This is a genomic window from Dellaglioa sp. CoH-56-MRSF-14, from assembly GCF_056782115.1.
Genome location: NZ_JBXAYB010000004.1, coordinates 22,511 through 43,592, shown reverse-complemented (window position 1 = coordinate 43,592; position 21,082 = coordinate 22,511). Strand labels below are relative to the sequence as shown.

20 protein-coding genes, 2 tRNA genes and 1 pseudogene are annotated in these 21,082 nt (G+C 33.6%); 6 read left to right on the top strand and 17 right to left on the bottom strand.

Annotation, left to right across the window (positions count from 1 at the left end; translation table 11 throughout):
• Window positions 1–7: 7 nt before the first annotated feature.
• The 6 genes and pseudogenes from upp to AC1RPX_RS05355 all read right to left on the bottom strand — a co-directional run bounded on the left by upp (window position 8) and on the right by AC1RPX_RS05355 (window position 5,548).
• Window positions 8–637: a uracil phosphoribosyltransferase gene (gene upp / locus AC1RPX_RS05380; RefSeq protein WP_409022301.1), complete on the bottom strand. Its 630-nt coding sequence runs from the start codon at window positions 635–637 to the stop codon at window positions 8–10.
• Window positions 638–701: 64 nt separating this feature from the next.
• Window positions 702–1,964: a serine hydroxymethyltransferase gene (gene glyA, locus AC1RPX_RS05375; protein WP_481761720.1), complete on the bottom strand. Its 1,263-nt coding sequence runs from the start codon at window positions 1,962–1,964 to the stop codon at window positions 702–704.
• 33 nt (window positions 1,965–1,997) lie between these two features.
• Window positions 1,998–2,981, bottom strand: a pseudogene (locus tag AC1RPX_RS05370) (L-threonylcarbamoyladenylate synthase); the annotation flags it as partial.
• Between the two features lie 16 nt (window positions 2,982–2,997).
• Complete coding sequence (prmC, locus tag AC1RPX_RS05365) at window positions 2,998–3,843, bottom strand: peptide chain release factor N(5)-glutamine methyltransferase (protein WP_481761636.1); 846 nt, start codon at window positions 3,841–3,843, stop codon at window positions 2,998–3,000.
• Complete coding sequence (gene prfA, locus AC1RPX_RS05360) at window positions 3,836–4,921, bottom strand: peptide chain release factor 1 (protein WP_409022299.1); 1,086 nt, start codon at window positions 4,919–4,921, stop codon at window positions 3,836–3,838. The genes prmC and prfA overlap by 8 nt, the downstream gene beginning before the upstream one ends.
• Window positions 4,922–4,966: 45 nt before the next feature.
• On the bottom strand, window positions 4,967–5,548 hold the full coding sequence (locus AC1RPX_RS05355; RefSeq protein WP_409022298.1) for a thymidine kinase: 582 nt from the start codon (window positions 5,546–5,548) through the stop codon (window positions 4,967–4,969).
• Window positions 5,549–5,761: 213 nt separating this feature from the next.
• Between AC1RPX_RS05355 and AC1RPX_RS05350 the strand changes: the two genes are divergently transcribed.
• Window positions 5,762–7,108 (top strand): MurT ligase domain-containing protein, encoded by a 1,347-nt coding sequence (locus AC1RPX_RS05350; RefSeq protein WP_481761635.1) that lies wholly within the window; start codon window positions 5,762–5,764, stop codon window positions 7,106–7,108.
• Window positions 7,109–7,110: 2 nt separating this feature from the next.
• Complete coding sequence (locus tag AC1RPX_RS05345) at window positions 7,111–7,818, top strand: type 1 glutamine amidotransferase (protein ID WP_409022296.1); 708 nt, start codon at window positions 7,111–7,113, stop codon at window positions 7,816–7,818.
• A gap of 53 nt (window positions 7,819–7,871) precedes the next feature.
• Here AC1RPX_RS05345 and manA read toward each other — a convergent pair whose 3' ends face one another.
• The 3 genes from manA to AC1RPX_RS05330 form a co-directional block, all read right to left on the bottom strand.
• Window positions 7,872–8,837 carry a mannose-6-phosphate isomerase, class I gene (gene manA, locus AC1RPX_RS05340; RefSeq protein WP_481761634.1) on the bottom strand — a complete coding sequence of 322 codons (966 nt, stop codon included), beginning with the start codon at window positions 8,835–8,837 and terminating at the stop codon, window positions 7,872–7,874.
• A gap of 76 nt (window positions 8,838–8,913) precedes the next feature.
• On the bottom strand, window positions 8,914–9,924 hold the full coding sequence (locus AC1RPX_RS05335) for a serine hydrolase domain-containing protein (protein WP_481761633.1): 1,011 nt from the start codon (window positions 9,922–9,924) through the stop codon (window positions 8,914–8,916).
• A gap of 6 nt (window positions 9,925–9,930) precedes the next feature.
• Window positions 9,931–10,584 (bottom strand): histidine phosphatase family protein, encoded by a 654-nt coding sequence (locus AC1RPX_RS05330; protein ID WP_409022293.1) that lies wholly within the window; start codon window positions 10,582–10,584, stop codon window positions 9,931–9,933.
• A gap of 189 nt (window positions 10,585–10,773) precedes the next feature.
• Between AC1RPX_RS05330 and AC1RPX_RS05325 the strand changes: the two genes are divergently transcribed.
• Window positions 10,774–11,112 carry a hypothetical protein gene (locus tag AC1RPX_RS05325; RefSeq protein WP_481761632.1) on the top strand — a complete coding sequence of 113 codons (339 nt, stop codon included), beginning with the start codon at window positions 10,774–10,776 and terminating at the stop codon, window positions 11,110–11,112.
• A 54-nt stretch (window positions 11,113–11,166) separates the two neighbouring features.
• Here the strand turns inward: AC1RPX_RS05325 and AC1RPX_RS05320 are convergent, their stop codons facing one another.
• The 3 genes from AC1RPX_RS05320 to AC1RPX_RS05310 form a co-directional block, all read right to left on the bottom strand.
• Entirely contained in the window at window positions 11,167–12,006 is an 840-nt protein-coding gene (locus AC1RPX_RS05320; RefSeq protein ID WP_481761996.1) for an IS3 family transposase, read from the bottom strand.
• A 26-nt stretch (window positions 12,007–12,032) separates the two neighbouring features.
• Window positions 12,033–12,518, bottom strand: a complete 486-nt coding sequence (locus AC1RPX_RS05315) for a helix-turn-helix domain-containing protein (protein WP_481761995.1) — start codon at window positions 12,516–12,518, stop codon at window positions 12,033–12,035.
• A 98-nt stretch (window positions 12,519–12,616) separates the two neighbouring features.
• Window positions 12,617–12,689: transfer RNA gene (locus tag AC1RPX_RS05310), tRNA-Glu, on the bottom strand.
• 511 nt (window positions 12,690–13,200) lie between these two features.
• Between AC1RPX_RS05310 and AC1RPX_RS05305 the strand changes: the two genes are divergently transcribed.
• Window positions 13,201–13,273 (top strand) — tRNA-Gln (locus AC1RPX_RS05305).
• A 477-nt stretch (window positions 13,274–13,750) separates the two neighbouring features.
• Here AC1RPX_RS05305 and AC1RPX_RS05300 read toward each other — a convergent pair.
• The 3 genes from AC1RPX_RS05300 to AC1RPX_RS05290 form a co-directional block, all read right to left on the bottom strand.
• Window positions 13,751–14,503: a hypothetical protein gene (locus AC1RPX_RS05300; protein WP_481761916.1), complete on the bottom strand. Its 753-nt coding sequence runs from the start codon at window positions 14,501–14,503 to the stop codon at window positions 13,751–13,753.
• A 492-nt stretch (window positions 14,504–14,995) separates the two neighbouring features.
• A complete protein-coding gene (locus AC1RPX_RS05295) occupies window positions 14,996–15,925 on the bottom strand; it encodes a hypothetical protein (RefSeq protein WP_481761917.1) in 930 nt (309 codons plus the stop codon).
• 272 nt (window positions 15,926–16,197) lie between these two features.
• Window positions 16,198–16,845 (bottom strand): hypothetical protein, encoded by a 648-nt coding sequence (locus AC1RPX_RS05290; protein ID WP_481761918.1) that lies wholly within the window; start codon window positions 16,843–16,845, stop codon window positions 16,198–16,200.
• Between the two features lie 612 nt (window positions 16,846–17,457).
• Here AC1RPX_RS05290 and AC1RPX_RS05285 point away from each other — a divergent pair.
• Together AC1RPX_RS05285 and AC1RPX_RS05280 are read left to right on the top strand one after the other, a co-directional pair.
• Window positions 17,458–17,742 carry a hypothetical protein gene (locus AC1RPX_RS05285; RefSeq protein WP_481761919.1) on the top strand — a complete coding sequence of 95 codons (285 nt, stop codon included), beginning with the start codon at window positions 17,458–17,460 and terminating at the stop codon, window positions 17,740–17,742.
• Between the two features lie 160 nt (window positions 17,743–17,902).
• Complete coding sequence (locus tag AC1RPX_RS05280; protein ID WP_057973786.1) at window positions 17,903–18,103, top strand: cold-shock protein; 201 nt, start codon at window positions 17,903–17,905, stop codon at window positions 18,101–18,103.
• A gap of 290 nt (window positions 18,104–18,393) precedes the next feature.
• Here AC1RPX_RS05280 and AC1RPX_RS05275 read toward each other — a convergent pair whose 3' ends face one another.
• Together AC1RPX_RS05275 and AC1RPX_RS05270 are read right to left on the bottom strand one after the other, a co-directional pair.
• The gene (locus AC1RPX_RS05275; protein WP_481761920.1) at window positions 18,394–20,310 is read right to left on the bottom strand and encodes a GH25 family lysozyme; all 1,917 of its coding nucleotides are present in this window, start codon (window positions 20,308–20,310) and stop codon (window positions 18,394–18,396) included.
• Window positions 20,311–20,448: 138 nt separating this feature from the next.
• Window positions 20,449–20,982 (bottom strand): PadR family transcriptional regulator, encoded by a 534-nt coding sequence (locus AC1RPX_RS05270; RefSeq protein ID WP_409022286.1) that lies wholly within the window; start codon window positions 20,980–20,982, stop codon window positions 20,449–20,451.
• Between the last annotated feature and the right edge of the window lie 100 nt (window positions 20,983–21,082).

The following is a 21,082-nucleotide window of genomic DNA, read 5'->3' as shown; positions in this document are numbered from 1 at the left end:
ATTTAATTTATTTCGTACCAAACAATCGATCACCTGCATCGCCCAAACCTGGGACAATGTAGCCATCTTCATTCAAGTGATCATCAAGTGCTGCTGTATAAATATCAATATCAGGATGTTTTTCACGTAAAGCTGCAACACCTTCTGGAGCCGCAACAAGACAAACAAACTTAATTGTCTTTGCGCCGCGCTTCTTCAATGCATCAACTGCCATAATAGCAGAACCACCAGTAGCAAGCATTGGGTCTACTACAAGAAGATCACGACTAGCAATATCTTCAGGCATTTTTACAAAATATTCTGTTGGTTGGAATGTTGTTTCATCACGGTACATACCAATATGTCCAACTTTAGCTGCTGGTAATAATTCCAAAATACCATCAACCATCCCTAAACCAGCTCTTAAAATAGGAATAATAGCAATTTTCTTACCAGCCAATGTTTTTTGTGTTGTTTTACCCATAGGTGTTTCAACGATAACATCTTCTAAAGCAAAATCGCGAGAAACATCATATACCATTAGTTCAGCAATTTCATTAACAACTTCTCTAAATTCTTTTGTACCACAGTTCTTATCACGTATAATCGTTAATTTGTGTTGAATTAACGGATGGTCCATCACTTGAAATTTGCCCATTACGAAACACTCCCTTAAATTTAGTCTATTCTATTTTAGCGAATTATTACCTAAAATACTAGTCTTAAACGTATTTAATTTGTGAAATAGGATGCTTTTTAGATAATGCTAAAACTTGCGAACCAATTTCGGCTAATTTATCGTCATCATCGTGAAATTGAATTGCGTATAGAATTAGAATTGCAATCACTTTTACGTCTTCGCTGTCAAACCCACGAGTAGAAATTGCTGGCGTTCCAATTCGAATTCCAGACGTTTTAAATGGGCTCAATGATTCATTTGGAATTGTATTTTTATTCACAGTAATATGAACACGATCTAATAAGTTTTGAACTTCTTTTCCATTTAACCCAGAAGGTGTTACATCTAAGTTCATTAAGTGATTATCAGTTCCACCAGAAATAACTCTCACTAAATCTGACTGTGCAAATACGCCAGCCATTGCTTGTGAATTCTGAACAACTTGATACATATACGCCGTAAATGCTGGTTGCGCTGCCTCATAGAATGCTGCCGCTTTCCCAGCAATTACGTGTTCAAGTGGGCCACCCTGTGTACCAGGGAAAACTGCCGAGTTTAGTTTTTTAGCATATTTTTCTTTAGCAAGAATCATTCCACCACGAGGGCCACGTAACGTTTTATGCGTTGTTGTCGTAACAACATCAGCTACATCTACGGGATTTGGATGCAGTCCAGTAGCTACAAGACCAGCAATATGAGCCATATCTACCATTAAATAGGCGCCAACTTCATCAGCGATTGCTCTAAATTTTGTAAAGTCGATCATTCGACTATAAGCTGAGGCTCCAGCAATAATCATTTTAGGTTTTTCTTTAAGTGCTATCTCTCGAATAGCATCATAATTTAAACGTTCTGTTTTAGAATCAACACCATAACTAACAAAATTGTACAATTCACCTGAGAAATTTACTGGTGAACCATGCGTTAAATGTCCACCATCGTTTAATTTCATTCCTAAAATCTTATCTTGAGGTTCTAAAAATGCCTGGTAAACGGCCATATTAGCTTGTGAACCAGAATGTGGTTGTACATTGGCATATTCAGCATGGAATAGTGCCTTAGCACGATCAATAGCTAATTGTTCAACTACATCAATATACTCACAACCACCGTAGTAACGCTTATTAGGATACCCTTCAGCATACTTATTGGTTAACACGCTACCTTGTGCAGCACGTACAGCATCAGAAACGATATTTTCAGACGCAATTAATTCAATATTGTCCTCTTGGCGTTTTTCTTCATGAGCGATTGCATCCCACAATTCTTTATCCTGTTGTTTATATTTCACTTTTTCAGCATCCATAAGTTCAACAATATTTTGGCTACTTGCTGCTTTTTCAAGACGGTTCATGTAAGCAACACCCAATCCCTTTTTATCAAACCCTTCAACTAAAATCATTTGAACATTAGGGTTGTCATCGAAGTAGCGTAAACCGTCAAAAAGTGATTGGCTTGCTGATTCAATTGTTTTTCCTAAAGAAGAATAGCCACTATTCTTAGGTATCTGATCCGTATCAATTTGACCTTCTTTTGCCATTAATCCGATTGCAATATCTTGTTTAGCGACCCAGTCTAAAATATCTGACCAATTTTGTGTTGAATCAACAATCACAACTTGTGCTCTTGGTGCATAATGTCGATACTTCATCCCAGGTGCTTTTGGCGTTTCTCCTTCGGCAACTTCATGTGTATCATCACTAACGTGTCCAATTACATCCTCAATTTGTGACTGAGTAACTGCTCCAGGTCTCAAAATTGTTGGTTCATCTGTACTCATGTCTAAGACAGTTGACTCCACCCCTACTTTTGTTTGCCCATCATCAATGATACCAGCAATTTTACCATTCAAATCATGAGCAACATGTTCTGCCATTGTTGGACTAGGTTTACCTGAAGTATTAGCTGAAGGGCCAACAATTGGAACGCCCGACTTAATAATAAAATCTAATGTAACTTTGTTATCTGGCATTCTAAAGGCTGCAGTTTCTAAACCGCCTGTAACAGTCTTTGAAAGAGCTCCTGCTTTTAATTTAAGGATAAGCGTCAATGAACCCGGCCAAAATGTTTTAATTAACTTTTCCACATTGGCAGTAAGTGGTTGTGCATATTCCCGAACTGTCTCTACATCGGCAACGTGTACGATTAGTGGATTATCACTTGGTCGACCTTTTGCAGCATACACTTGTTTGACTGCCTCTTCATTTGTCGCATCGGCACCCAATCCGTACACTGTTTCAGTTGGGAATGCGATCAATTGTCCTTGCTTTAATAACTCTGCAGCAGTTTCTATTTCATTAGGTTGATAAATAATTGTTTCCATTAACTCAACACCCCTTTTATAATTTTGCGTGAATCATTCTTTGATTATCAAAACTATCTTTTTTTCCTTCTATTAAAACTGCATTTTCAAATGCGTTTGTTAACATCTTTATCACGGCGTTTTCTTGTTGATACCCTATTTCAAAGAAAATATCTCTTGGTTTTTGCGTGAAGCGAGCCACCTCTTCTATCATTCTTCGATACAAGATTAGACCATTTTCAGCTGCAAATAATGCGACTTGCGGTTCATGTTCAATCACACTTTTATCCATCACATCTCGCTCATTTTCGGCAATGTATGGTGGATTAGACACGATGACATCCACTTTCAATTCATGAATAGGTTCTGTTAAATCTCCAATCAAAAATGTTACATCAACTTGCTGTGCTTGTGCATTTTTTTTGGCAACCGTAATTGCTTCTTTAGAAATATCACTTGCAAAGATTTGCCAATTTGGTCGCTGTTGTTTTAAAGCAATCGCAATTGCTCCAGAACCGGTTCCAATATCAGCAATTACCAACTTCTCATTAGCAGGCAATGTCTCCAACATCCATTCTACCAATTCTTCCGTCTCAGGTCTCGGAATAAGGGTTGCTTCGGTCACTTTCAATTGCATACCAAAAAAGTAGGCATGACCAATAATGTATTGTGCCGGCATTCCATCACAAAATTGCTGAATATCTATCTGATATTGTTGCCACTCATTTTTTGGCATTTTTGTTTGATAATTCATTAATAAATCAGTCGTTGACCAGCTTAGTCGCTCTAATAATAACCACTGACCACTTTCAACTTCTAACTTATGTTCCTCTATACACAAAGAAGCCCATTTCAAGGCTTCATAGTAGGTTGGATTAGTCATTTTCTTGCAACTTTTCCATTTTTTGTGTTTGATCATATAAAATCAATGAATCGATTACTTCTTCAAGTTCACCATTCATAACACGATCTAATTTATTCAATGATAATCCAATTCGATGATCAGTCACACGATTTTGAGGGAAATTATAAGTTCTAATTCGTTCTGAACGGTCCCCTGATCCAACAGCTGATTTTCTATTTTCATTGTAAGCACTTTGTTCTTGTTGTGAATAGAAATCATAAACTCGAGCCTTCAAAATTTTCATAGCTTTTTCACGATTTTGTTGTTGTGAACGTTCATCTTGCATAGCTACAACAATGTTTGTTGGTAAATGGGTCATTCGGACAGCAGATGATGTCTTATTAACATGTTGTCCACCGGCACCAGAAGAACGATAAACATCCGTTCTAATATCTTTTGCATCAATTTCAATTTCAACATCTTCTGCTTCAGGCATAACACCTACTGTTGCAGTAGAAGTATGCACACGTCCAGCTGATTCTGTTGATGGAATTCGTTGAACTCGATGTGCACCACTTTCATATTTCAGCTTAGAAAAGACACTATCACCATTAATCAACAGGACAATTTCTTTAAAACCACCGACTTCAGTCACATTTTTATCCACAATTTCAACAGTCCAACCTTGCTTCTCAGCGTATTTAGAATACATTGAGAATAAATCTGCAGCAAATAAACTAGCTTCATCCCCACCGGCAGCGCCGTGAATTTCCATGATAATATTTTTATCATCATTAGGATCCTTAGGAATTAATAGTACCTTAATTTCTTCTTCTAAAGCTGCTTTTGCTTTCTTTGCGTCAGATAATTCTTCTTTAGCCATTTCAGCCATTTCAGAATCTAAATTTTCGCCTAGCATTTCTTCAGCATCTGCAAGTTCTTGAACAACAACTTTATATTGGCGATATTTCTCAACTGTTTCGCGGATACTTGCCATTTCTTTTGATAATTCCATAAACCGATTATTATTTGAAATAATCTCAGGATCAGACAATAATTCGCCTAATTCTTCATAGCGATCATCAACTGATTGTAATTGATCATACATTTCATCCATTTTATATTGTCTCCTCTTAATTCTTTATCTTTCTAGTCTATCTGATTATTGTAATTGTGTCATCAACGGATTGTTATAATGTTTACGACATACTGGATAATAATCTTCATTACCACCTATTAAAATTTGTTCGCCAGCATATACAGGTTTACCATCATGAATACGTAAATTCATGATGGCCTTTTTATGACAAAACCAGCAAATTGTTTTCATTTCTTCAATCTTGTCAGCATATAATAATAAATATTTTGATCCTTCAAACAATTCGTTTTTAAAATCATTCTTTAACCCAAAAGCCATAACTGGAATATTTAATTCATCCACAATTTTAGCTAATTGAATAATATGTGCTTGTTTTAGAAATTGTGATTCGTCTATTAAAACACAAGCAGCATTTGAATTAGTCTGTTGAACTAAATCAAAGACATTTGTTTCTTCAAAAATAGGTGTCGCCTCACGTTTCAATCCAATTCGACTTGAAACAAATCCAACACCATCCCTGTCATCCACACCACTTGTTAAAATAATAACTGATTTATTTTGTTCTTCATAATTATGCGCAACTTTTAAGATTTCAATTGTCTTACCACTATTCATTGCACCGTATTTAAAAAATAATTGCGCCATAATAAACCTCTTCTGTTTTTCAGATTTCCGTCTTTAAGTATATCCGATTTAAGCTTGGATTTCATTAAATAAAAATTTTTTCTTAATATTAGGCATTTTATATGTAGAATTTTGTAATTATGCTATTATAGACATAATATAAATTCAGTAAAGTAGGCTATGACGTGGATTCTATCCTATGTAGTCAATTTTCTGTAAACGGAGGATATTTTAATGACGATAAAAAGCTCAATAGCAACTGTCGCAGGGAAATCATCATATTGGTTTTTGCACACCTTTCTAAAAGGTGGTAGCTCTCTACCCGGCAAAATAACTGCCGCGTTAGATCCAGAAATTTTAAAAACATTAGGTGCTAATTATGACGTTATTGTCATCACTGGAACCAACGGTAAAACCTTAACAACCGCCTTAACAGTTAAGGTTTTAGGTGCTAAATATGACCATATCTTAACAAACTCTGCTGGATCAAATATGGAACAAGGTATTATCACAGCATTTCTAACGGATAAGCGCAAAAAAAATGAGCGTCCTCTTGCTGTTCTTGAGGTTGATGAAGCAAATGTCATTAAAGTAACCCAATACATCACGCCTAAAGCATTTGTTCTAACAAATATTTTCCGTGATCAAATGGACCGCTACGGTGAAATTTATACAACTTACAAAAAAATTATTGATGGGATTAAATTAGCACCCAATGCAACAATTATTGCAAATGGTGATGCACCCATTTTCCATTCAATTGAATTACCAAATCCTTTTGTTTTCTACGGTTTTAATCATGAAGAGGAAACAGAAAGTTTAGCACCTACGAATACTGATGGGATTCTTTGTCCAGTTTGTCAACATATCTTACATTATAAAACCCGTACGTATGCTAATCTCGGGAAATATTATTGTCCAAACTGTCATTTTAGTCGTCCAAAATTAGACTACCAATTAACATCACTTTTAGAACAAACACCCACATCATCTCACTTTATAGTTGATGGACAACCCATGGAAATTCATGTCGGCGGTTTATATAACATCTACAACGCCCTTGCTGCTTATGCAGTTGGTCGTGTCTTCAATGTTGGTCCTGCAACAATTAGTAATACATTAAGTGAAGACGATGAGCAAGTCTTTGGTCGACAAGAAGTCATCCATGTTGAAGACAAAGACATTACCTTAGTTTTAGTTAAAAATCCAGTTGGCCTCGATCAGGTACTAGATATGATTGCAACAGATACAGAACCATTCTCGTTGGCCTTCTTATTAAATGCAAATTACGCAGATGGTATTGATACCAGTTGGATTTGGGATGGGAATTTCGAACAATTAACACAAATGAACATTCCTCAATTCATGACGGGTGGTGAACGTTATAAAGATGTTTCATTCCGTTTTAAGGTCGCTGGTGTCAAAGATGAACAATTAATTAAAGAACCTGACATTGCTAAAGTTATCGAACAACTTAAAACCTTCCCCACAAAACATATTTACGTTTTAGCCACTTATACAGCTGTTTTACAGTTACGTAAATCACTCGCTAATGATGGTTATATCAAGGAGGGCATGTAATAATGGCAAAATATCATTTAAACGTCGCCCATTTATATGGTGACTTATTAAATACTTATGGTGATGTTGGTAACCTATTGGTGTTAGAATATTATGCCAAGCAAATGGATACTGACTTACAAACTGAAGTCATCAGTTTAGATCAACCTTTTGACAAAGATCATTTTGACTTAACTTTCTTTGGTGGTGGACAAGATTTCGAACAAAAAATTGTCTCAAAAGATATTCAAGACAAAAAAGAGGCCTTAACCGACTATATTGAAGATAACGGTCCCCTCCTCGCAATTTGTGGCGGTTACCAATTACTTGGTCAATATTATGTCGGTGCTGATGGTGAAAAAATTCCTGGCATTGGTGCAATGAGTCATTATACAGAGACACAAGATGACAATCGTTTTATCGGAGATATTACGATTCAAAATGAAGATACCGGTGAAACTTACCATGGTTTTGAAAATCATAACGGGATGACCTTCCTCGGTAAAGATGAACGACCACTTGGTAAAGTGTTAAAAGGTAAAGGTAATAATGGTAGTGATGCTTCAGAAGGTGTCATTTACAAAAACGTTTTTGGTTCATATTTCCATGGCCCAATCTTAACAAGAAATGGTGAATTAGCTAAACGTCTACTACTGCTTGCGTTGCATCGTAAATATCCAGATGTTGATTTTAGTCAACAAGAAGCACTCGTTATCGAACCAACATTTTAGTAAAAAAATAAAGATTCAAACAATAGTATATTATTGTTTGAATCTTTATTTTTTTATGCTTTTTCTCCAGGTTCTGATGCAATAATTTGCATATCACCTGTAATTGTCCATTCTTTAACTTCGTTTGGTAAAATAAAATGCATACCCATTTTTAAATCATATATTTTATCATCGACTTTAATCTGACCTTCACCTTTTAAAACTGAAACAAGAGTATAAGGTGCGACTGTTCTTTTAAAATTTGCTGATCCGTTTGAAATCAACCATTCATAAACACTAAAGAATGGTGTTTTAACAAAGGTTGTTACTTTGGCATCCCCGACCATTTTTGTTTGAATATCGAGTTCAGGAACTTTATTAGGCACATTAGTAACATCAATCGATTGTTGAATATGCAAGTCACGCTTCTTACCCGTTGTTGCATCCACACGGTCAAAATCGTAAACACGATATGTTGTATCACTACTTTGTTGCGTTTCAAGGACCATCACACCAGAACCAATGGCATGAATTGTACCACTAGGAACATAAAAGAAATCTCCCGCTTTAACAGGTACATGCGTAAATAAATCATCCCATCTTTCGTCATGAATCATTTCCGCTAATTCTTCACGTGTTTTAGCATGGTGCCCATAAATAAGTTCTGCCCCAGGTTCGGCTGAAATAACATACCAACATTCTGTTTTACCAAGTTCATGCTCATGTTGCATTGCATAAGTATCATCCGGATGTACTTGAACTGATAAATCTTGATTAGCATCTAAAATTTTAGTTAGAAGTGGAAAAACATCCCCTTTAGCATTACCAAAAACTTCACGATTTGAATCCCAGACTTCATTCAATGTTTTGCCAGCAAATGGACCATTCAAAACAGTACTTGGGCCATGTGAGTGTGCGGAAATAGCCCAAAGTTCACCAGTATGATTACTTGGAATATCATATCCAAAGACCGTTTTAAGATGATCACCACCCCAAATTTTTTCTTGTAATACAGGTTTTAAGAATAAAGGTTCTGTCATTAGTTGCTCTCTCCTTCGTTAAACATATTATTGGTTTATTTTATCATAAGCGGTTACATTTTTGAATGTTAATCGGTTACAATCCAGCTTTTTCCGTTAAAAAGCTTTCTATAATTTCATCTCGTTTTACCAAATAGAGACTATTATCACTCGTCGGATGTACCCTATTCGTTAAGACAACCAACCCGTCTTGCATGGATTGATCCATTATTATAAATGTTCCTGTATAACCAGTATGATAGACAGATAAGCAATCGCCATCTCCACGAAGATCCCAGCCAAGTGAACGACCCAAGCTTCTTGTAGGTGTTTGATCTGAGAATAACATTTGCGTCGTCTCCGGCCGTAATACTGGACGTTCAGGACCATCTGACATAAACCACTGCATAAATCGTAATAAGTCGGATACAGTGGAAAATAACCCTGCCGATCCACAATGTTCTTTTAAAATCCGTGCTTTGGGGTCATGAACAATACCCTTTAAAAGACCTAAGTCAGGAATAATCTCAGTTGGAACACTTCTTGAGATATTTGGACTAAAAGTACTATCAGTTAATCCTAAGGGATTTAAGACTTCTTGCTGCAATGCTTGCTGAACAGGAATTTTTAAAATACTTTCAATAATATATCCTAAAAAAATTAGTCCGATATCACTATAAATAACTTTTTTTCCAAGATTTTCACCATTACTTAGTCCGAATAGTGCTTGTTTTAAATCTGGTTCCGATAATTGATTTCGATTTTTAATATACCCTTGAAAATCTGCCGTATGCGTCAACATATGCCGTAAAGTCACCCGTTCGTCCTGATAATTTGGTAGGTATTTTTTTACGGAATCATCAACATTCAAACGACCCTCTTCTTGTAATTTTAAAATAAGAGTTGTTGTTCCTATCACTTTAGTTAGTGATGCAACGTCGTAAAGTGCATTGTCAGCTAATTGTTCAGTTTCAGGGACTAATTGCGAATATCCCAAATAGTTTTGATTGCTAATTGTATTATGATGGATAACCCCATATGAAGCACCAGGAACAATACCATCATTAACTAACTGTCGAATTTTATTTATCGTTTTAGGATATAGCAATCGTAATCACCCCTTTTGATTAATCTTCACAATTGTAAATTTACCTTTTTTAAAATCAACGTTACTAACACTAGCATTCTTCAAGAGCATCGTTGGAAGTTGATTTTTTTCTAAGCTGTCGATAAAACTTGATAACACAAGACCATGAGACACAATTAAAATATTTCCTCCCTGCGTCTGGTACTGATTCCCAATATCCGTTAATGTATCAATTATTCGACTAGTCATCTTATCATATGTTTCAGCTTGGCTAGTTCCTTCAAGCTCTGCGAACATATTTACTAAGTTTCTAAAGCGATTATGCCCTAAAACGGCCTGACTCACTTTAAAAAAACCAAATTTTTTAACAAGCATTGGAATTAAATCTTTATTTTTCATCTCTTCTAGTCGACCAAAATCGACTTCTCGAAGTCCTCTTAATGGTTGAAATTCAAACGAAGAGTCATGCTTTTCAAGAATAAAGTCCGCAGTATCTTGCGTTCGTTTTAAGTCACTTGTGTACACGGCTTCAAAATAGACATCTTTTAATTGTGTTCCCAAATTTCTAGCTGCCTCTCGCCCCTTGTGTGTCAGACGAGAATTAGTCACGCCTTGTAGCCTCTTTAATCTGTTCAATCGTGTTTGACCATGTCTTACTAAATAAAAATGAACTGTCTTCATCGCCTGCACCTCCATAAAATGGTTTATATTTGTACCTTCAAGTATACGCTACCATTAAGATTTTACCTAAGTAAAAACCTAAAATATATTTTTAAATTTAGTCTGTCTACGACTATAATAAAATAAATCAAAACATTTTCGTTTAAATTGGTATAATGAAGTAAATCATTTAGATGGGGAGTGTCACTTATGGCTAGTAATTCAGATTCTATATTCTTCGTCTTATCTTATGTCAGACGACATCCAGAAGACGTTTTCTTTTCACGCTTGACCTATACTAATTCAATAACCCTCGTCATACCAGGAAGCGTCAAAGTAGCTGATGCTGATATTTATTTTTTACCAGATAAACTAACTGTTAATCGTCTCACTGATGATTTCGTTTCAAAACACGGTGATTTATTAGATTACTTTAACGATAAATTAGATCATTCCATCCCTGACTATATGGACGTCTGGGTAACAACCGTGTATCTGACACATCATGATAAATATTTAATTGAACTTTCATTTGAACAAAATGTCTAAACAAAAAAGTGATTAAGCAGGTTCTGAAGTGAACCCCAAAAGTTGGAGTAAATATTAAGCGATCATCTGGTCGGTATGTTTTCGATATTCAATCGGAGACATACCGGCCAGTTTTATTTTAATTCTTTTATGATTGTAATAATCAATATAATTTTTTATGGCTACTTTTAAAGCTTCGTATGTCGCATAATCGTGATTATGAACTGTCCCAACTTTTAAAATATGAAAGAAGCTTTCAGCACATGCATTATCTAAACAAGTCGCTTTGCGACTCATACTTTGAAAAATTTTTGCTGATTTGATAATCTCTGTATAACGGCTGTTCTGATATTGAAATCCTTGATCAGAGTGAACTGTCATTCGATAACTGAGATTTGAACGTTTATTGATTAACCGTTTTAGTGGTTCTGTCACAAACTCCACCGTTGGGTGGAGGCTAATTGACCATTGAAGGACTTCACTATTAAATAAATCAATATATGCCGTAAAATAAGCTCTTTCATTTGTACTTTTATTTCCCCATCGTAGTTCAGTGACATCAGTTACTATTTTTTGATAGGATCTATCAGTCTTAAAACGTCGGTTTAAAAGATTGGAAGCTATTTTACCAACAGTTCCTTTATATGAATTATATCTTTTCGTTTTTCGTTCGTAAGCGTGACATAGGAGTTTGTTTTCTCGCATTATTCTCAACACGGTTTTGTGATTGATTTTAATGCCTATGTTACGTAACTCACTTGTTACGGGACGATACCCATAATCAGAATGCCCTTCACAAATTGTTTTAATCGTTTCAATCAGTTCTTTTGAATCTTGTTGGTACTCTCGTTTACAAGCATCATGGTAGCTACTGCTGGACATCAGTCCAGCTTTTAATACGGTTGCCAACTTAATCTGTAATTCACACCTTAACTCAGTGATTATCTGGGCTTTTTCTTGGTTTTTAATCTTTGTTTTTTCTGTATTAAGGCGTCCAATTTTTCCAAGTACGCTACCCGTGCCCTTAGAAAGTCATTTTCTTCTTGTAATTGTTTTGAAGTTTTTGGATTTTTTGATTTAGTCATTTTAGGCAGTTTTCCTTTTGAAGTTTTTAAGCGACCTTGTACCAGTTTCTTTTCCCAGTCCCAAATCACGACAGGATTCTTAATTTTAAAATGACGTGCTGTAACCGGAAAAGAAGCCCTATGTTTTAATCGCCAGTGAATGACCTTCATTTTATAGGAATAATCATAAAATGTCTTCCCTAAATTATTTTCTAAGCCTTGAATCCCAAACATTTTAAAATGATCCAACCATTGATAAATAGTTGCAGATCCCTTGATTCCATACTTCTTCATTAGTAAACCGGCTGGTTTACCTTTCAAATATTCTTTTAGAACTTTTTTCTTTATTTCAACTGTGAACATAGTAAAACCCCCTGAGTTAGATTTCTCCAACTCAGGGGGTTCACTTCATTCCCCTACTTAATCACTTTTTTAAATATTCTAATTAATTACATCTTTTATCGCCCAAACGGGGCTCGAACCCGTAATTCCGCCTTGAGAGGGCGACGTCTTAACCAATTTGACCATTGGGCAAAAATACTCTTTTAAGTATAACCCATATAGATTTGATGTCAATGATTTTTATGCCAAATTAAAAATTGAATAAAACAACAATACAGATACAAACCGAGACAGTACAATGCAGCAGCCCACATAACAAAAGATAACCATTTATATTGTAGGAGAACTTTCGTGGTACCTATCAATAACGTTGTGACACACGCAATCAATAATCTAATGTATAACTTTTTTAATTCACGTCTTAGTTTTATTTCCAATACGTTCGCCTCAAACCCATCTATAGAATAATAACTTAATAAAATGTGCAAAACTTTAGCTTAATTTATTCATTTGTACTTTCTCTACATAACACAATCTTTATGTCCTTCATTATAACGTTATGTATCAATTAGAAAAGTAATCATCACTTTTCTTTATCAATAATTAATCATCTTTACTATTTCTTATTGTTTCAACAAAATATTACTATTTTCTATTTGACAAAAGACCGTTATATCGCTAAAATTAGGAAGTTAATTATTCTTGGGTAATAGCCAAACTGGTAAGGCGCCGGACTCTGAATCCGCAATCTGTAGGTTCGATCCCTACTTACCCAATCAAGTGTTTTCATAGAGTTTCATAAGGTTTCATCTAGATTCAACAAACCGTAGTCAAAACCGTAGTCAAAAAAATAAACTGTACGGGCATGTATGTACTGATGCATCTACTTTCTTAAGTAGGTGCTTTTTATTTTCCCTCAACAAACCGTAGTCATTTCATCACATCTAATTAAATCTACTTCCTTTAGGGTGTCTTGAATGTCTTGATAACCTTTTTAATTGCATCCCTTTAGGGGGTCCGAAATGTCCGAATACTTATTTTTGCCTACATATCTAATAAGTCCCAGGGATGAATAGCTGCACCCATATACTAATATTTGCTAACATATTAGGTATAAATGAAGTATCATTTTGACGAGCTTACTAGAGTTTTGATGAGCTTTATAAAGTATTTTATGGCAAGTTTTGGCAGGTTCTAACACTAACCCTATTACTTACTTTAAGAATACCTAAACATCAATTATAGATAAGGTATTATTTATTACACCTTATCCTCGCCGCTTCGCCTTTTAAAATTTTATTCACTGCATTTAACGGAAAAGATATAGAGTCTATATTTGTTGCAACTGCTGTAAAAATTTTATTAATTTTATTAGTTTCTTGATCTATCAATTCTATATTTTCTTCTTTATTTTTCAATAACCATTTTACTGCCATAGTAAGTTCATCGTATGTTTTCATTAAATCACTCCAAAGTGTAGCAATATTATCTTGATAGGTATCACATTTTTTTGATAATTCGGGTACATAGCTAACGTATGTTTCAAAATAAATTACATATTCATTCTTCAAATTAGTAATTTCATTCAATTTTTCTTTATTAATTTTTGTACCCAAATTACGAATATCATCTATTGTTTCTAATGTACCCTTAGAGAAAATATCTTTTTTCATTAAAATAATATTGGCGGTAAATCTATTATTAATAGAAATTAATCTAGATATGTTCTTAATATCTTCTACAGCAAGGGCATTACTTAACTCATTTTTTCTTTGCTCTTTTAACTGAAACTTTGTATTTATATATGCAAACATAGCTGCACCACCAATACCTATGAAAGAACCTATATAACCTCCCCAAAATCCAAGCCACCCATCACTCGAACCTACTCCTGGAACAATGCCAATAAAAATATTGATGACCCAAGGGATGATAACAGTCACTATCAATATTACTAGTAAAATGAACCATTTATATTTTTTTATAAACCCCCATATTTTACTCACTGCATTACCTCCAAATATCTTATTTACCTCTATATTAAACAATAAAAAACAGGTAAACAATACCTGTCCCAACTCTATGAAATACTATGAAACTCTACGTAACTTAAAAGGTTTATTTTAATGATCACTAGTTACTCAAAAATCACTAAATGATGATTTAACTCACACTAAACTTTTTCACACTTTGAATCTGGCTACCGTTTGTACTTCCAACCGTATCATTCATGATGGATCATTTTAGATAGTATAGTTTATTTCTTTAGCTTTTTAAATGTTTGCACTTTCGTCAACACTATTAGTGTATATACTTTTTAGCTACTATGCTAAGAAATTCATTAATTTTGCTTTTCTAAATTTTAGCTAATATTCTAAGGCCCGGTATTTATCTGAAGATTCCCAGTTCCATATTTCATTTTTTACAAAAAAAGCACTCACGTTTGTGAATGCATTAATGAACCATTATGGAATATCACTATAAAGTATTATATTTATTTAACGGTTTAGCGTAAAGTTTTCTGTATCTATGTCTGGTCTAGTCGAATAGCGTGAGATAGTTTTAAGTGAAACGGTTGTTTTGTTATGATCAGGCACTAGGTAATATTTTTCTCGAAGACTTGCACCCGTGTACACCAACTCTATTTCCCAACCACCATTTCCATAGGGTACGTATCCTCCCAACGCTGCAGGAATATCATCATTATTATTAATTTTAGTTATAGTACTTTTACTTCTATCTGTTATTATCAAGTTAAAATTGCCGTAATTATCATTTGAATTTTCATGTTTGATAATCAGTTTAATCGCTTCATCAATTGATATTGATAGCCCATCACTGGATTGTTGTGTATCATCACTAGCATTGATGATAACGTTATTCACTAGAGTATTTCGACTACCATCAGTTAACTTTTGATTTACATAAGTAGCTATTGTCGACATACCAACTTTTTGTAGTTCATTATCTGCATTGTCATAATAAGCTACAGTATTATGTACATCCCCCAGTAATCTATAATATGGATTATCACCTTTTTGAATATAATACTTAACTGTACTTGAATTAGGTGTTTTAATTGAAACATTGAACCCATCTGCTATTTTATCCGTTAAACCATTCCAAAAACGATTTGCACCATAATAAGCGATTGCTACAGCTGACTGTTTAGGATGGTCTTTCATCTGCTGAACTGTCAGAGTTCCTACATTCCTACTTGCCTGTTTTTTCGTTTCCTGTAATTTACTTTTTTCTTTTTTTAACGATGAAACTTCTCTACTCATTGAACTAGCTATTTTCTTTGAACTTGCTTGTGATTTACTAGAATCAATAGAAGATGATTCATCCTTTTTTGAATTGCTGCTCCCACACGCAGTTAATGATAATAACATCATTGCTATCCCACACGTTACCAATACCTTTTTCATTTTGAAACTCCCCTAAAATTTATTTACCTTTAAATTAAACACTAAAAATGATAGGTAATCAATATTCGTATTCACCTTATGCACTTTTATAAAACTCTGTACAACATAATCTATATTTTCATACTAATAGTCGCAGGTTTTGTTAGATTTTTAACCATTCAAAGATATTTTATACTAAGTTTGTTCAGCCCCAAATGCCGCAATAACCCGTACGACATTTTCTATTTTGGCGTACAAAAAAACATCCACAGTATGGATGTTTCAATTAACCATTATATTTTATTTTGAGTTTGCTGTGCGTCTATTGCATCTTTGGCAGTCGTTTCTAATGCAAACTCATAAGTAAGCTTTGTTCCATTAGATTGTTTTTCTATCCATTCTCCATATGTTATATGTGATCCCTTTATTGTGTAAGGTATGCGATGTGAACCAGATTCACCCCTCATTATAATAAACTTATCGGTTATCTTATACGTATAATTATAGGCTCTATCTTTTCCCAGCTGTGTACGAACCACTGTATCACTTTTTGCGTAACCTAGAGTAATTAAATCAAAAAGGGAGTGCCGTGGAGCAGTACCATCTTCCATAGCTTTACTGATGTCCTCACCATTATATTTGATTGGAGCAAAACTAAATCCTTTTTTTAATTCATTTCTCACAAGATTAGCTGCCTTAGATGACCTTTCAGCTACCATACTTGATTCTTTGGCAGCTGATTCTGATGATGCTTTACTTTCAGAAGATACTTTTGCTTTTTTTATAGACTCTTTCTTATTTGATTCACTTTTTGATTTCTGCAAACTAGATGATTTTACCTCAGATGATGACGATTCCTTACTTGCACTATTGCTGTTCCCACATGCAACTAATAATAATGCAACCATTGTTGAAGCACATAATACGACTACCCTTTTCATTATCCAACACCCCTTTATTTTTATACACTCACATATTAAACACTAAAAAAAGCAGGTAAACAATACCTACCTCCTTTGTATGTACACTCTAAATACTTCAATAAAGTAATAAAGGGTTATATTTTAAAGTTTCTAACATTCATACCCGCTATTAATTTTTAATGCTATATATATTTTTAATTGACGAAGGCTACCAACAAATTCTGCTGGTAGCCTTCTCACTGAATATTTATATTTAATTTTGAGTTAATTAATTTTAAAATAAGTTACTAATTCTACTTCTAAACGATGTAACCCTACCTACTTTACATCCTTGCAACTCCTTGGTTGCGCCAGCGTGAATAAATGAATAGAAATCATCAAACTGAATAATTTATACTAAGAATATTAATATTGAGCTACTATAACCTTAACATGTTTTTGTTTATTGTCAATTTTTCCGAATGATTTATATAGTATTTTCTCATTTTATGTTCTATTTATGATATACTAAATGAGATATTTTAATGATGGTACTTAAATTAATAAAGTGACAGCAACTTAAATCCCCGATTCAATTCTGTCTCCTTCATTTTGAATACACTATAATAATAGTTTGGAGGTTTATACACTATGTTAAGTAAGACAAAAAAATTCTTAAGAGCAAACAAAATTTATTACGATAAAGAACATCTCAATCCATTAATGGTTCCAGATCGTATTTACGTACTTAATTTTGGCTTAGATGAGGATGATCTCAATAATAGATTTATCGTTGAATACACGTATACTTGGACTGGTCGAATCAAAATTAATAAAATTACGATTCGACTTCATAATCAAGTTAGCCCACATGAATTTCGTAATGAAACAGAATTACTGCATTATCTTAAAAAACACACTAAATCGAGCAAATAACATTTGCATTAATCGTCATTAGATGTTATATTAAACTTATGTATTTATGGTTCGGTTATTTAAAGGTGATTTGTTTCATTTATGAACACACTTCTTTTTAATAGTTCAATCAACAAATGCAAAATATATTAGTGCTTACAGCACATGGAGGTTTCATATTATGGAACAAGGTACAGTAAAATGGTTTAATGCAGATAAAGGTTTTGGTTTTATTACTCGCGAATCTGGCGACGACGTTTTCGTTCATTTCTCAGCTATCCAAGGTGACGGTTTTAAATCACTTGACGAAGGCCAAGCAGTTACTTTCGATGTTGAAGATTCTGATCGTGGACCACAAGCAACTAACGTTGTTAAAGCTTAATTATAAGCCTTTGAAACTTACCTTCGGGTAGGTTTTTTTTTTGCAATAATAACCGTATACCCTCTCATCAGCTGCTGTTGTATGACTGTATTTTTAAATTAAATAATTATTTATCATCCGGTTCCTACTATGCACTTTAGGTTACGTTCAAAATCAACTTTAAATTTATCAATATAAAAAATGCCTCATAATTATTAGACGTAGGTCTAACGATTATGAGGCATTTTTAAGTCACACTGTCTTTCAATATCATAATTCATCAACAACAATTAACTTAGAACTATTTTCATTTAAAATGCGTTGCTGTTTACATATCCTTGCCACTTACCATTTGCATTGTATATCGAGTAATATTTATTGCCATTAATTGAATAAGCATATTTTACTGTATATTTCGTACCTGAGTTAGCTATAGTTGACCCTTTTTTTACCGTCCAATTAAAATTACCCCAGATATCATAGCTTCTTTTAACAGAGACAATTTTATTGTATTTAGTATAAATATGGCTAGTTGCTTTATTATTCACATAACCCATCCATTTACCGGCATCGTTATAAAGTGAGTAGTAAATATTTCCGTTTCCTGTAGTATATCTGTATCTAACGTTATATGTTTGACCATAGTAATTACTAGAAGTACTTTTTTTAGATGACCACAAGAAATTACCCCAGACATTATAACCTTTATCGCTAATTTTGACCTTTGCCTTTAATGATTTAGCTACTAAGGTATTCGTAGCATTACTGTTAACATAGCCTTTCCAAACATTATTACCATTATATAGTGAGTAATACGTATTACCATTAATCTTATACGCATATTTAGCATTGTATGTCTGTCCGGAGTTAGTAACTGTAGATCCTTTTTTACTTGTCCAATTAAAATTACCCCAGATAGTATAGCTATTTTTAACAGAAACAATCTTATCATATGATGAATAAACTAAATTTGAAGCATTACTATTCATATAACCTAACCATGTACCTGCATTATTATAAAGTGAATAATAGACGTTACCATTACCCAATGTATATCTGTATCTGACATTTAAGTTTTGACCATAATAATTAGCTGTTGTTCCTTTTGCTGACGTATAGAAAAAATTACTCCAGATAGTATAATCACGTTTAGTAATTTTAGCGGTTGCTTTAAATTCTTTAGCTGAAGCAACCTCCATTGCGTTACTATTTACATATCCAGCCCATTTGCCTTTACTATCGTACAATGAGTAATATTTGTTACCATTACTGTGATTATAGTAATATTTTGCGCTATAAACTTTTCCAATTTTTCCAGTTGTCGTATTTTTAACTTTATTCCAACTAAAATTACCCCAAACATTATATCCAGATTTTTTAATTGAAACTAATTCATTATAACTTTGTGCTTTCCCAGCTGCGTTCGTGGGTGGTGTACTTTCTGTTGGTTTGTTATCTGTTGATGCACTTAAAAACCAATCAGCATTTTTACCAGACATGATACTTGCATCAATGTTTCCAACCCCTGATAAACCATGATTTGTAAAGTTACTTGTATATTGCCATAACGAATGACTTGTTTCCATTGGCTCATTACTTTGGTATGCAGCTAACCAAAAACCATCATATGCGTTAACAGCCGTACTGGCATATGTTTTCATAAAACTAGCATAAGAGTAAAGTATAATTTTACGATTACCTACATATTTAGCCATCTCATCAGCCCAGGCTTTTGTTGTGGCGTTAGTATTTGCTTTGCTAGCATTCGTAACCGTTTGATCTTCATAATCATTGACAAAGAACTTAGCATCCTTGGCACGGTTATATAAGTCTTTCGCTTCTACTCTAGCATCAGCAACATTTTCATATTGGCTAAATGAATAAACACCATATGGAATATTATATTTCTTCATCATCGCAATATTATGATCAATCACTAAATCTTTACGATTTGACCCATATTGAACACGTAAAATAATAAATTTAAAATTTTTCTTTAATACTTTAGCTTGTGCATCTGTAAATGATCCTTGAAATTCTGATAAATCAGGAATTGAATTATCGCGATTTGTAGCCGATTTACTCAATAAAGATGCTGATTTAACTAATGATTCAGGTACATTTGACCCCATCACACCTTCAGGCTTCGAAGTATTAGCCGAGGCCTGATATGCTCCGATACCAATACCTACTATCACACTAGATAAAAATAATACATATTTCGTCATTCTTTTCAAAATAGAAACCGCCCTTTTATTTTTTGTTTAATAACCATATTCTAGCATAATTTATAAGTCAAAAAGATTAAGATTAGAAAAAAAGACCTTCAATAAAAAAATAATAGACGTTTTATAAGCGTCTATTATTTAATTAAGATACTTTTTAAACCACTTAACACAGTATTTTTCTCGTTCAATTGCATGATCTAAAATCAAATAATGACCATATTGTTTGTTGATTTCTTCTTCTGAGAAAAAAATTAATTTCATTCTTCCTTCAAGATGATCTAATTTTACTTGATGTAACTGTAATTGCTCAATTAATCTTTGCTGTAATTGAACGTCATCTTTATTTTTAATAAAATAAAGTTTCAAAATAAATTCGTCTTTAATCGGTTTTAATTCCCCACTATCTGATACTAACCAATCCATTAAAACTTTTTTACCTTGTGATGTAATAGAATATATTTTCTTTTCTAACTTAGTACCTGCTATTTCAATTTCATGCGTAATGTATCCATCTTTTTCCATTATTTTAAGAGCAGGATAAATTTGACTATGTCCTGCTTGCCAAAATTCTCCAATATCAGTCGTAAATGCTTTAGTTATATCGTACCCCGATAATGGTTCTTGATTCAATAATCCTAAAATAATATATTGTAATTTATTTTTTTTTGCCATTTTTCCCCTTAACTTGACTTTTAATACTTATCAGTATACTATAATCAAGTAAACAAAAACATGTAAACTTTTACATGTATAAATAAACACTTTAAAGGAG

What these genes read in the sequence shown, in the direction of transcription:
- upp (WP_409022301.1), bottom strand. Translation starts at nt 637, where the DNA reads ATGGGCAAATTTCAAGTGATGGACCATCCGTTAATTCAACACAAATTA.
- glyA (WP_481761720.1), bottom strand. Translation starts at nt 1,964, where the DNA reads ATGGATGCTGAAAAAGTGAAATATAAACAACAGGATAAAGAATTGTGG.
- prmC (WP_481761636.1), bottom strand. Translation starts at nt 3,843, where the DNA reads ATGACTAATCCAACCTACTATGAAGCCTTGAAATGGGCTTCTTTGTGT.
- prfA (WP_409022299.1), bottom strand. Translation starts at nt 4,921, where the DNA reads ATGGATGAAATGTATGATCAATTACAATCAGTTGATGATCGCTATGAA.
- AC1RPX_RS05355 (WP_409022298.1), bottom strand. Translation starts at nt 5,548, where the DNA reads ATGGCGCAATTATTTTTTAAATACGGTGCAATGAATAGTGGTAAGACA.
- AC1RPX_RS05350 (WP_481761635.1), top strand. Translation starts at nt 5,762, where the DNA reads ATGACGATAAAAAGCTCAATAGCAACTGTCGCAGGGAAATCATCATAT.
- AC1RPX_RS05345 (WP_409022296.1), top strand. Translation starts at nt 7,111, where the DNA reads ATGGCAAAATATCATTTAAACGTCGCCCATTTATATGGTGACTTATTA.
- manA (WP_481761634.1), bottom strand. Translation starts at nt 8,837, where the DNA reads ATGACAGAACCTTTATTCTTAAAACCTGTATTACAAGAAAAAATTTGG.
- AC1RPX_RS05330 (WP_409022293.1), bottom strand. Translation starts at nt 10,584, where the DNA reads ATGAAGACAGTTCATTTTTATTTAGTAAGACATGGTCAAACACGATTG.
- AC1RPX_RS05325 (WP_481761632.1), top strand. Translation starts at nt 10,774, where the DNA reads ATGGCTAGTAATTCAGATTCTATATTCTTCGTCTTATCTTATGTCAGA.
- AC1RPX_RS05315 (WP_481761995.1), bottom strand. Translation starts at nt 12,518, where the DNA reads ATGTTCACAGTTGAAATAAAGAAAAAAGTTCTAAAAGAATATTTGAAA.
- AC1RPX_RS05295 (WP_481761917.1), bottom strand. Translation starts at nt 15,925, where the DNA reads ATGAAAAAGGTATTGGTAACGTGTGGGATAGCAATGATGTTATTATCA.
- AC1RPX_RS05290 (WP_481761918.1), bottom strand. Translation starts at nt 16,845, where the DNA reads ATGAAAAGGGTAGTCGTATTATGTGCTTCAACAATGGTTGCATTATTA.
- AC1RPX_RS05285 (WP_481761919.1), top strand. Translation starts at nt 17,458, where the DNA reads ATGTTAAGTAAGACAAAAAAATTCTTAAGAGCAAACAAAATTTATTAC.
- AC1RPX_RS05280 (WP_057973786.1), top strand. Translation starts at nt 17,903, where the DNA reads ATGGAACAAGGTACAGTAAAATGGTTTAATGCAGATAAAGGTTTTGGT.
- AC1RPX_RS05275 (WP_481761920.1), bottom strand. Translation starts at nt 20,310, where the DNA reads ATGACGAAATATGTATTATTTTTATCTAGTGTGATAGTAGGTATTGGT.
- AC1RPX_RS05270 (WP_409022286.1), bottom strand. Translation starts at nt 20,982, where the DNA reads ATGGCAAAAAAAAATAAATTACAATATATTATTTTAGGATTATTGAAT.